Below are 12,078 nucleotides of genomic sequence, written 5' to 3' on the forward strand. Positions count from 1 at the left end.
CAGAAAGTTATCAGCAATGAATGGTTGCTGCAAAGTGAAGTTACTATAATAATGTTATGTTAACTATAACCCCGTTATTATCCTACTAGGACTCATTAGATGAACTGCACCTCAATCGTTTGAGAAAATCTCATAATTGTGGTGCAGTACAGAGTGGTTTGCGAAAGAATATTGGTAATTAGTTCGGCTATAAGGTACTCATATTCGTCAACTTATCTAGCTCCAAAGGCAAAAAAGCATATTCTCCGTCCTTAATTATCTCACATTTACGAACGGGAACTGGCTGTTTAAAAATAGGCCCGTCTATTACTGTTGTATGGAACTCTCCGCCTTCTCCGCAGGGGTCTATGCCGCGAGCTTCAAGTTCTTTTACGTATTCATAGGTTAACGTTCGACCTAAATCATCCTCTCGTATTCCTAATGATAAATTAACGGTTACGATTAGCGTAACAAATCCTAGATTCATGAATTCTTCGACAGCTTCTCGATGATTCATTTCCCATAAAGGCATTCCAAGCTTCAACCCGGCATTCTTCGTAACCTTATCTTGCCAACAGCCATGGGCAGGCATATCCAAGTCTCCTGTTACTAAAACTTCTGCTCCTTGGTCTTTTGCATTTTCTAAAAGGCGCATAAATACTTTTTCATAATCATTCCAACTGGCAGCTGCAGTATATACAGGCAATCCTATTGATTCAGCTTGAGCATGTATAAGTTCCGGAGGCATTCCATGGGATCTGGAACGTTTTCCTTCTTCCTCCAGCATGACAATCAGTCCTACAGCTTCTCCAATCTTCATTGCTTTATAAAGGGCTAAGACACTATCCTTTCCTCCGCTAAAAGAAGCTATGAACTTATGACCGCTAGCACTATTTTTCCAATCGATTAATTCTGCCATTCATATTTTCCCCTTTATTCTAATGATTTTTTCCCAATTTCATTTTTTTTAGAAGCATTTTCTTCACTATATTTGTTTGATTTTATCACGGTTGAAGCCTTCAGATAAGTTATTAATGCATTCTGATACAAAAAAACTACTCTATAATGAACTGAACAATATTAGATGATTATTTTTAATCCCTAATATACAAAGCTGAAAAGGCATGAGTCGGCGGGGAACCGGTTCATGCCCTTAAGGCTAGCTATATAAAGTTTCTACCTCTATGGGTTTATTTCAAATAGTTGTTTTTTTTATAAAGTCGCAATATGTATTTCCACTTTTCCATCAGGATAATACTTGTCAAAATCCAGACTATATTTCCTGTTCAACTTTTTCTCTTCCTCCAGCTGTCATATCTTTTTCCAGGTTTCACTTATGGAATGTTCATCTTGTAAGCATTTAAACACCGCGTATTCTTGGTCTGGTATGACAAAATTTTCATTCGATACGGGGGTTTCGGTGGCTATAGCTAATGTATAATCTCCACGATAGTCACTTTCGTACTGATGGTATATCCCATATTTCATATCATTCTCAATATTATGATCATTTGTTTTGCTCCAAAGGGATCCGATTTTTTCGAAAAGATTTTTATCGGTGAAATTATTAGCCCTTATTTCGCCAATCATGTAGACTTCTTTACTCATAGCAACCCCTTATTCTGATAAACTTGGATACCATAATAATGATATCATAATGATGGATTTTTTTGGATTTGATTCCTGGTTTGGTGTTTAAACTGTTAAATTTAATGGGGGAATCAATGTATCAACAGATAGGAATTAGATGTTTACTCTATGTATTGTATCCAGTGTTATTTGAATTGGATACAATTTATTTAATTTTCAGTATTGTAATCGCTTTATATAGTTGATATAGTTTAAATTGTATCCAATATCGAAAGGTGGACGCTGAATTGGATAATGCTAATTCAAAAAGAAATAAATCAACAATCGTTAAGAATGTAACGAAAAGTCTTAGGAAGGCTATTTTGAGTGGAACGTTGAAAAAGGGGGAGCGACTCATCCAAGAGGAGTGGGCCGATCGTCTAGAAGTAAGCAGGATGCCGATTCGTGAAGCCCTTACACAGCTTCAAATGGAAGGGTTGGTGGAAATGGTTCCTCATAAAGGAGCAATTGTCACACCGATTACCCGGGATGATATTGAAGAAATTTATCATACCAGGTCTCTGCTTGAAGGCCTTGCAGTAGAAAAGTCGCTTCCTTATTTAACAAAGGAGGATAAAGAAAAATTAAAAGGAATATTGATTGAAATGGAAGGGATTCAGTTATCTGATGAAACCAATGAACATTATATCCTTTTGAATGCAGCGTTTCATGAAACCCTCCGAAAAGGGTGCCCATGGCCAAGGGTTCAAAAAATGGTAGAAACGTTGGGTATCTCACCCATTGCGCCGAATTTGCTGATTGATTATTACCCAGAAACGCAACGGGAACACCGGATGATATATGAAGCGGCACTAAGAGGGGATCCTGCAGAACTAAGGGCAGCAGTAGAATTTCACATCTTACGGACTAAGAACAATTTAATTACGTACATGGAGTTGCTGAATACTAAAAATCATCAATAAAAGGAGTGTTAATTGTGTATGATTTCGCAATTGTTGGCGGGGGAATTGTAGGTTTATCGACGGGAATGGCACTTTACCAGCGTTTTCCTAATGCTAAAGTGGTAGTTATTGAAAAAGAGGCCGTTGTTGCAGATCATCAAACGGGCCATAACAGCGGCGTCATCCATTCAGGAATTTATTATAAACCAGGCAGTTTCAAGGCACGGTTTGCCCGACAAGGAAGCAAATCAATGACGGAATTCTGCCGGACGCATGGAATTGAACATGATATTTGCGGAAAGGTCATTGTTGCAACAAAGCCTGAAGAGTTGCCCCTTCTAGATGATTTATTTTCACGCGGTTTGCAAAATGAGCTAGCTATCCAAAAAATCGGTGTGGATGAGTTAAAGGAAATTGAACCACATGTTAATGGACTTGGTGCGATTCGCGTTCCGCAAGCCGGCATCGTCAATTATCGTCAGGTAAGTGAAAAGATGGCGGACATCATCCGAGGCAACGGCGGTGAAATCAAGCTGAATACAAAGGTGGAGAAGATTGACGAGGATTTTGATGAAGTCATCATCGACACGAACAACGGTACAATAAAGGCAAGGATGGTCATTAATTGCGCTGGATTGCACAGTGACCGTATCGCAGCAGCTGCAGGGTATAAAACTGATATGAAAATTGTCCCGTTTCGCGGTGAGTATTTTAAACTGAAGCCCGAAAAACGCTTCCTTGTCAATCATTTAATTTATCCGGTACCTAACCCGAAATTTCCATTTCTAGGGGTTCATTTTACGCGGATGATTAGTGGGGAAGTAGATGCCGGTCCAAATGCTGTACTAAGTTTCAAACGGGAAGGTTATAAGAAAACGGACTTCAGTGCTAAAGATTTAACTGAAGTATTAAGCTATAAAGGTTTTTGGAAGCTAGCCAGTAAATTCATGAAGGAAGGGATGGATGAATATGTCCGTTCTTTTAGTAAAAAGCAATTTACGAAAAGCCTGCAGGAATTGATTCCGGAAATTCAAGAAGATGATTTAATCCCTGCACCTGCTGGAGTCAGGGCTCAAGCGATACAGGATGATGGTAATATGGTGGATGATTTTCATATTATAATAGGGAAACGGACCATTCATGTTTGTAATGCACCGTCACCTGCAGCAACGGCCTCCATAGAAATTGGAAAAGAGGTTGTTAACCGCATCCCGGAACAATCGCACTTATTGGAAGCTGTATTGACACAATAAAATTTGTTTAAGAGAGGAAGAGGCTACATGTTCAATGGTAAAACTATTTTCATCGCAGGTCATGCACGATTGCCTCAAGGGATGGCAGCGAAAAGTGTCTTTGAAACATTGACCATCACCGCGGAAGTCGATGCTAAGTATGGGGTTGTCCTGGAAGCTTCCTGTACACTGGCAACAGATCATGGCAGGGAATTCATTGGGCGTTTATTAAAAGGAATCAGTTTAAATGATGGTGTCGAGGATGCGGTTGAATCGATCCAATCTTATTATCGGGGGAAAGCGGCTAATGCATTGATTGCTGCCTTGAAGGACCTGGATCTCCATTTTCAGCAAATTAAAGCAGGAGAAAAAACGAAACTACCAAGTTAGTAAAATGATTTGTCAGAATAATATGTTAAAAGTGTTGACAATTTTACGAAAAAACGTTTTAATGGAATTAAGCCAATATTATGACATTAACACCTTCTGAAAAATACCTTTTCAGAATCGTGGAAAGATCATAATATTTGGAAACAGGAAAAATAAATCATACATAAACTGCATATTCGCTGTGACTCTATTTGCATAGAGCAGTGAAGTGAATATAAGCCAGTTGTACAGTTGGATCTCTATTTTAATTGGGGGATCATGTGCGACTGGTTTTTTATATTTCCCGTTAACTTTGTCACCTACATTACAAATAACAGGAGGAATTATTCATGAGCATAGCAGAAAAAAAGAGAGCTAAGTTTGAAAGGAAAACAGAAAAATACGAGGTGAAAGTTCATCCTCAATCCAGCCGTTTATATCATATTGAAATTTCAAAAGAGGCAATTGCCGCTTTTTTAGAAAACGTATCGAAGGATAATCAGTCTGTTCAGCATCTGGAATACACTCCATATGCACGACTCATCATTGCTTCATATCTTCTGGATCAAGTGGGGGAAGAATTTGGTGAAGTGATTCGGAACATCGTTCATGACCGGGAATCCGGCGGCTTCACCCTCGGCTTGGAAGGTGTCACGGAAAATACAGATGAATATGTCATTTTTGCAACAGCTATTTCATACTTGCTAGGAACTCCGAACCATGATGCCATGTCAGGAAAATATTATGCCCGCTTTAGTGTTCAAGACACGGATAGCAGTGATTCATATTTGCGTCAGGCCTATCGTTTATTTACACTTCATACGGACGGAACCTTTGTTGATGAACCAACGGACTGGTTACTCATGATGAAGATGGTCGAACAAAATGCCCGCGGTGGTGAATCACGCTTATTGCACTTAGACGATTGGAAAGAGCTTGATAAGTATGTAAATCATTCATTATCAAGCCACAAATTCACGTATACGGCACCGAAAAGCAAGAACATTGATCAGGAGATTGAAAGATTGACTTTCTTTAATCATAATAACAAACCTGGTATATGTTTTATCGATCAATTCGTTTATCCTGAATCAATTGAACAAGCCAAATACTTACGCGATTTATCCACTTCATTAGAAAACGATGAAAGTGTACTAGAACTGGAACTGCCAGTTGGAGATTTAGTTGTCGTCAACAATATATTTTGGCTTCACGGCCGCGCTGCATTTGAAAAAGATCCGAACTTGAACCGTGAATTACTTCGTCAGCGCGGAAGATTCAATCAATAGTTTCATTTTGTAAACCTAATTTTTTTCATCCCCAAATACCATTTTAAGATAAATTCTTTTCAACCCAAGGGTTGGAAAGCAATTTATCTTTTTTTTTGAAAGGATGCATTCTTTTAATTTTATCTCGTCTGAAATTAAGTAAGTAAAACTTTTTAAGTAGGGTACCATCAGGCATATTTCATTACGGTTTATCATGATGGAGGGATATTATAACTAAACAACTAATCATCTCAATTTCCGTTTAGGAATATACGGATTCTAAAACGTTCATAATGCCCCCATGCTCGGTGGCGAATCTGAATTTCTGATATACTTATATGGCCAAGATGAAATAGGAAGAGGGGAAAGTATTTTATGGGGATCGCTAATTTTTCTAATTTTACGCAATTTAAGAACTTAATTAATGCTTTACCTGCAGCTTATACAGATGAAATGATACGGAGCGAGCAATTTTTGCTTGAGAGAGATGAAAAGAAAAAGCTCGAAATCTATTACGCACCCTTTGAATATGTAAATGAACGGGCCAAAGTGGTGATTGTCGGAATCACTCCTGGATTACATCAAATGAAAAAATCTTATTCTACAGTTATTAATGCAAAAGGGCACATACATTTTGATGAAGAGATCCTTCACGAAGTAAAAAAGAATTCCAGTTTTGAAGGAACGATGAGAAAAAATTTAATTCAAATGTTAGATGAGCTTGGATTACATACATACTTGAACATATCGTCCGCGCTGGATCTTTTTAACGAAGCAAGTCACCTCGTTCATACTACCTCTGTTTTAACCTATCCAGTTTTTTACAACGGGAAAAACTACAATGGGACAACTCCGAACATATTAAAGACCGAGTTGCTTAAAAAAAATATAATGGAAGGCTTTGCTGCCGAAATAGGTACGATTGAAAGCCCGCTTATTATTCCTTTAGGCGTTAATGTTTCCAAGGTCTTAAACTATTTAGCAGGTCAGAATTATTTGGATGCTAACAACATGCTTCTTGGATTTCCTCATCCATCTGGAGGAAATGGCCATCGTCATAAGCAATTTGCAGCAAATAAAGAGCAAATGAAAAGGATGTTACAGCACTATTTTTCAAAGGAAATGACCGTTGGTTAAAGACAGGACTGTATGCTCAATAAAACTTATTTAAAGGACAGGAATCATTCGAATAAGAATGCATATTCATCTATTCGTGTTAAAAGTAAATTAACTATTTACTAGTGCTATTTTGGAGATTATAATAAGAACAAATGTTCTTATTATAGGAGGCATTACTATGGATGAACTAGAGGAATTTTTAAAATCACTTACGATTGAAGAGTTAAAAGTTATTTATGAAGAAGTAAGTGAACCTGATATTAATAAATAAATAAAAAAAATTTGAAATAAAAGAATCTTATTTTTTCATTTCAAGAACTGAATAGTAAATGGATACATTACTTTATTGTATATGATTTAAGTAAATTAACCATTAATGGGACAAGAGGTATGTATTGTTAATGATGGTTATTTGTGGCTTCAACATTTTTCCTTTAGAGAAAAACGGATGCGTTTGTATTTATTGTTCAATGGTACATAGTTCTTTAAATTTGTTCTATTTCAACAAAAATGTCTTGTTCGAAAAATTAAAGAATTAAAAATCAAGGACCCATTAAAGGTCCTTGATTTTTTATGAGAAGGACGATTTAAAAAAACTGGTGGTGATTTTCAGATTAGACGAATGATTTGGAAGTTATGTGAAAAGTGCACCACTTATATCATAATTTTTTATATCGATTTCGATTTTTCTATCAAGTGCGAGGTTAGCCAAAAGGGAACCTATATAGGGGCCCATTGTTAAACCTGAAGCTCCAAGACCATTGGCTACGATTATTCCTTCCCAGTCAGGCAAAGGACCCATGACCGGAAGGAATCCCGGCGTGAATGGACGAAATCCGACCCTTGCTTCAACAAATGTACTATCTGTCAAACCAGGAGCGGTTTGCAAGGCTTTATTGAAAACCTCCTGGAGTCCTCCTGCGGTCATTCGAGTATCGAAAACTTCTGTATTTTCGTGAGTCGCCCCAGCAACGATTTTATTATTATCGAAAGCCAAAAGATATTGATCACTGGGAGGCATGACTACTGGCCAGTCATTCGTATTGTCATTAGGCGTTTCCAAATGAATGATTTGAGCCTTTTGGAAGGTGACTTGAAAATTCACGCCGAGTGGCTTCAGTAATTGCGGAGCCCAAGCGCCAGCACAAACAATCACTTTATCGGCAGATATGAATTCATCTCCAAGTGTTACACCTGTCACTTTTGTACCATTATATGTAAGTGTGGCCTCGCCATACATAAGTTTTGCACCGTTTTTTTGTGATGCCCGCAATAAGGAGTCACGTAGTGCGCGTCCATCCACCCGGGCGGCACCACTGACGTGAACGGCTGCATATTCACTGGAAAGAGGCGGGAATAAGGCACGTGTTTCCTCTCCGGAAAGTATTGTGATCGTCCCGATCTCCGGTGCTTCTTCTTTCCGTTTTGCAGCCCGGTTCTTCATGGCAGTCAGTTTATCTTCATCGGTATGTAAACTTATAGCCCCGACCTGGGCATACCCAGTCTCGGTTTCCCCGTCCCGTTCAAGTTCTTCAATTAAACCCGGATAAAAAGCCGCACCATTTTTGGCAAGGAGATACCAAGCTTGGTTGCGTCTTTGCGAAATCCACGGGCAAACGATTCCTGCAGCTGCAGATGTTGCTTGACCGATATCTTGTCGGTCAATAATGATCACTTCAACCCCATTTTTAGCCAACTGATAGGCGGTGGAAGCTCCCAAAATTCCTGCACCAACTACAATGATTTTTTGCATGATTCAACATCTCATTTCTCTCATATGTATATACGCTTACCACTACTATATCGAAGACAAGAAATGATTGCCACAACTGATATTGTAATTTCTTTCACAAAGTTATTTTATCTATAGTGAATATGCTATGATGGATATTGCAAAAGCTTGAAAAGATACTAGGAGGACATATCATGCTAAAAAAACAAATGGAATCATACATATCAAAATCCGTAATTGAAAACAAGGTTGAGTTGTTTAAAGAAGAAAAGGATTATGTAGAGAAGCATAAATTAATCGCTGATGATATCATTTTAGCGGAAAAAGAAAATGAATCCCGATTTACAGATGCTTATATGGAGCGCAGTAATAAAGAGAGCGAAGAATTAATCTCTGAAGAGAGCTCTGCATTTTTATCCCAACCGATCGAGTATTTGAAAAATAATAAAGACGAGTTCCTTTACTTTGAATCACAATGGTTCGATTTAATCGGTGTTGAGGCACTTTCTTTAGAAGTCGATGATGTTTTTGGTACGTATAACGCGATGTTCGGATTGAAATTCCAGAAAAAAATGGGAGAAGTTTTAAAAACGTATTTAACTAAGGAACTTCAAGCAGAAATTGGTTCGTTCAGTTTAATGTTCAACCAGGGCGACGGGCTATGGGATGTGAATGTAGCCTTGGATAACGTAAAAGGATTCCGAGAAGACATGACATTAGAGGAAGCTTTTAATTTAATCTATCATTTTCTTTTTATCCTTGTTCAAACAATCGAGGAAGATATGTAAAACGGGGTGCCGCCATAAATTTTAATGGCGGTTTTTTTAGTTCTTGATTTAACCAATGCACCTGGGCTTTCTTCTGGATTTTAATTGGTGGCTCTGGATATTGATAAAAGGAACTTGAAAGAATTCGTCGAATTAATTAATGATAGACCTTTAATAAACTTAAATGTTTTGTTTTTAGCAATTTGGATTTTTTGTTTTATGTAAATGAAGTTACATCGGAAGGGGAAGTTATACTTGCTGAAGGAACTGAAAGTTACTCAAGTTACCATTCCATTGCCTTTTAGGTTGGACCATGTCCATTGTTTCCTAGCGGAAGGTGAAAAAGGGTGGACAATCATTGATACGGGATTAAATAATAAAACGACAAGGGATTTATGGAACCCAATTATCGAAAAACACGATATTACCGATATTATCATCACCCATTACCATCCAGATCATTTCGGTTATGCAGGGACATTACAACAACTAACCGGTGCGGATGTTTGGATGACAGAAGTGGATGAACATGCGGGAACTACGTATTGGGAAGCGGTTTCGCTGAATCTGCTTACAGAAAATTATAAAGCATGTGGTATGGAAGACGATTTATCCTTGGCTCTATCCAGTGACGAAAGCGGATTCATGCCACAAGTAAAACCCTACCCTACCGTAAATCATCATCTTGAAGAAGGAATGAAACTGCATTTTGGCAAATATGAGTATGAGGTGATTTTCACTCCGGGACATTCCGATGGCCTGATTTCCTTATACAATCAGGAAAAAAGTGTCCTTTTTTCGACAGACCACATATTGCCTAGGATATCTCCAAATATTTCTTATTGGTTTAAAGGTTTCAGCAACCCATTGCAAGAGTTTTTTAATTCTTTGAAAAAAATACAAAAGCTGGACGTTGAATATGTCATCCCTTCACATGGGAAACCGTTTCAAAATGCCAATAAAAGAATTGTTGAATTGTTGGATCACCATCAGGACCGGTTGCATGTTATTCATGAAAACATGAAAGAGCCGATTTCAGTAAATAGTGCTTGCCAGATCTTATTTAGCAATCTATCCATTCACGAGACCAGGTTTGCTGTTGGTGAAACATTGGCACACCTAGAATACCTTTATTTAAATGACCAATGCAGAAAGTTTAAACGTGATGGCAAATGGTATTATCAATCCATTTGAGAAATTGAATGATAAATGATATCGTATCGAAAGTGATTCTAGCTCATAAAACGTCTTGTATTGCCATTTAGCTTATGTTTATTATCGCTATGGGGAAGGTGGCGTCAGGAGGATATTCGCGGCCTATAACGGCTTCATTGATTGTTAAAGTAAAAACCACCGCCCATCAAAATTGGGCGGTGGTTTTTCATTGTCCGGCTCCTAATTGTCCCTTAACTTCGTCCATAATATCTTCAAGGGATGTGACAATTCCTTTATCGTCCTTATAACTAATGTGCTTAGGTTGAAAATGGATCGGTGAATCCAAACCAGCAGCGGCTGAGATACGATATAATCCTTTTCTAAGGGTAACAAGAAAGTTGACCACACGATATTTCTTTTCATCAATGACAAGTGCCTTTTGCAGTTCCGGATCAGTCGTTGCCACCCCGACAGGACAAGCATTGGATTGACATTTCATCGTCTGGATACAACCTATCGCAATCATGAAACCTCGAGCTATGTTAACAAGGTCTGCTCCCATGGCTAGAGCTATCGCTATTCTATCAGGTGTGAACAATTTGCCGGAGGCGATAATTTTAACCCGATTGCGGACACCGTATTTTTCCAAAGTCGAAACTAAAATTGGCAAAGCGGATTTTATCGGTAATCCTACGCTATCAATCAATTCCTGATAAGAAGCACCCGTGCCGCCTTCACCGCCATCCAATGAAATGAAATCCGGACCTTTCCCGGTTTCTTTCATGTAGCTAGCAAGCTCTTCCACACTGTCATTCCCGCCGATGACCATTTTGATGCCGACGGGGATGCCTGTATGTTCCCTGATTTTTTCGATGAAATCGCACATGGATTTTACGTCATTGAATTGATGAAACCGATTCGGACTATCGATCGCTTTGAACGGAACGACTTTGCGGATCTCGGCGATTTCCGGATTCACTTTTTCAGCATCGATATGCCCTCCGCGGGTTTTGGCCCCCTGAGCCAATTTGATTTCAAATGCTTTGATTTCGGGTATTTCACTTTTTCTTTTTAACTCATCCCAATCCATTTCGCCGGTACTATCACGAACACCAAACATGGCTGGACCGATTTGCATGATTATATCCACACCGCCGATTAAATGATAAGGAGAAAGTCCGCCTTCCCCTGTATTCATCCATGTGCCTTTTGCTGCAGCCAATCCTTCAGAAAGGGCAGAGATTGCGTTCTTCCCTAAAGAACCATAACTCATGGCGGACATACCGATAAGCCCTTTTAATCGAAAGGGATTCTTGGTGTTTGGTCCGATGATCACGGCATCCTCATCATCCAATAAGAACGCAGAGGAAACTTCATCTCCCCATTTTTCTTCTCGCTGTGAGAAAAGCGGGTCTTTCACTAGAATGTATCTTTTAGTTGTCACTTTTGTTTCTCGATCGTATTTTTCTTCTTCGGCCAATTTTGGAAACATGCTATTTTTAACAAAGAAGCCTTCCTCATCAAAATCCCGTTTTGATCCAAAACCTATGACATCCCGTAAATATTTTGAACTTTTCACCATATGTTCATAGTCATCGCGGGAAAAGGGCTTTCCCTCGTTATCACTGTTAAACCAATATTGCCGCATTTCAGGCCCGATTTTTTCCAGAAAGTATCGAATCCTGCCAAGCACCGGGTAATTCCTTAATATTGCATGATGCTTCTGCATGCGATCAAAGAAAATCATATAAATTAATAGTACAACTAAAACGATGATAATGATGAAAATAACGGTAAATCCAAGGATAATTAAAAGATTTGCGATGCCACTCATTCAATCCCTCCTGATATGCAAAAAAATCATGTATTTTTAATCTACTCGGTAATTCGATCAATTATACAGAATTCCAATGCAATGCTTAACTT

Annotated in this window: 11 protein-coding genes; 7 read left to right on the forward strand and 4 right to left on the reverse strand. The window is 38.5% G+C overall.

Features of this window, described 5'->3' with window-relative positions:
• Positions 1–187 precede the first annotated feature (187 nt).
• Positions 188–898 carry a Dph6-related ATP pyrophosphatase gene (locus tag ACFVS1_RS08715; RefSeq protein WP_387546430.1) on the reverse strand — a complete coding sequence of 237 codons (711 nt, stop codon included), beginning with the start codon at positions 896–898 and terminating at the stop codon, positions 188–190.
• Positions 899–1,290: 392 nt separating this feature from the next.
• A complete protein-coding gene (locus ACFVS1_RS08720) occupies positions 1,291–1,587 on the reverse strand; it encodes an effector binding domain-containing protein (protein WP_387546433.1) in 297 nt (98 codons plus the stop codon).
• A gap of 269 nt (positions 1,588–1,856) precedes the next feature.
• Here ACFVS1_RS08720 and ACFVS1_RS08725 point away from each other — a divergent pair, with 269 nt between their 5' ends.
• The 5 genes from ACFVS1_RS08725 (at position 1,857) to ACFVS1_RS08745 (ending at position 6,516) form a co-directional block, all read left to right on the forward strand.
• Positions 1,857–2,531 (forward strand): GntR family transcriptional regulator, encoded by a 675-nt coding sequence (locus ACFVS1_RS08725; protein ID WP_352923342.1) that lies wholly within the window; start codon positions 1,857–1,859, stop codon positions 2,529–2,531.
• 14 nt (positions 2,532–2,545) lie between these two features.
• Positions 2,546–3,763, forward strand: coding sequence for an L-2-hydroxyglutarate oxidase (gene lhgO, locus ACFVS1_RS08730; RefSeq protein WP_387546437.1), 1,218 nt, complete (start codon positions 2,546–2,548; stop codon positions 3,761–3,763).
• Between the two features lie 27 nt (positions 3,764–3,790).
• Positions 3,791–4,132, forward strand: coding sequence for a DUF3870 domain-containing protein (locus ACFVS1_RS08735; protein ID WP_352923347.1), 342 nt, complete (start codon positions 3,791–3,793; stop codon positions 4,130–4,132).
• Between the two features lie 329 nt (positions 4,133–4,461).
• Positions 4,462–5,400: a glutarate dioxygenase GlaH gene (glaH, locus tag ACFVS1_RS08740; RefSeq protein WP_387546441.1), complete on the forward strand. Its 939-nt coding sequence runs from the start codon at positions 4,462–4,464 to the stop codon at positions 5,398–5,400.
• 354 nt (positions 5,401–5,754) lie between these two features.
• Positions 5,755–6,516 carry a uracil-DNA glycosylase family protein gene (locus ACFVS1_RS08745; protein ID WP_387546444.1) on the forward strand — a complete coding sequence of 254 codons (762 nt, stop codon included), beginning with the start codon at positions 5,755–5,757 and terminating at the stop codon, positions 6,514–6,516.
• Between the two features lie 616 nt (positions 6,517–7,132).
• On the opposite strand, the gene ACFVS1_RS08750 is transcribed toward ACFVS1_RS08745, so the two are convergent.
• The gene (locus ACFVS1_RS08750; protein ID WP_387546446.1) at positions 7,133–8,251 is read right to left on the reverse strand and encodes an NAD(P)/FAD-dependent oxidoreductase; all 1,119 of its coding nucleotides are present in this window, start codon (positions 8,249–8,251) and stop codon (positions 7,133–7,135) included.
• A gap of 173 nt (positions 8,252–8,424) precedes the next feature.
• On the opposite strand from ACFVS1_RS08750, the gene ACFVS1_RS08755 reads away from it, so the two are divergent.
• Positions 8,425–9,018 carry a branched-chain amino acid aminotransferase gene (locus tag ACFVS1_RS08755; RefSeq protein WP_387546449.1) on the forward strand — a complete coding sequence of 198 codons (594 nt, stop codon included), beginning with the start codon at positions 8,425–8,427 and terminating at the stop codon, positions 9,016–9,018.
• Between the two features lie 234 nt (positions 9,019–9,252).
• Positions 9,253–10,191: an MBL fold metallo-hydrolase gene (locus ACFVS1_RS08760; protein ID WP_387546452.1), complete on the forward strand. Its 939-nt coding sequence runs from the start codon at positions 9,253–9,255 to the stop codon at positions 10,189–10,191.
• A gap of 187 nt (positions 10,192–10,378) precedes the next feature.
• On the opposite strand, the gene ACFVS1_RS08765 is transcribed toward ACFVS1_RS08760, so the two are convergent.
• A complete protein-coding gene (locus ACFVS1_RS08765) occupies positions 10,379–11,986 on the reverse strand; it encodes an FMN-binding glutamate synthase family protein (RefSeq protein WP_387546455.1) in 1,608 nt (535 codons plus the stop codon).
• Positions 11,987–12,078: the final 92 nt, after the last annotated feature.

The organism is Peribacillus sp. NPDC058075 (genome assembly GCF_042885195.1).
Lineage (GTDB): Bacteria > Bacillota > Bacilli > Bacillales > DSM-1321 > Peribacillus.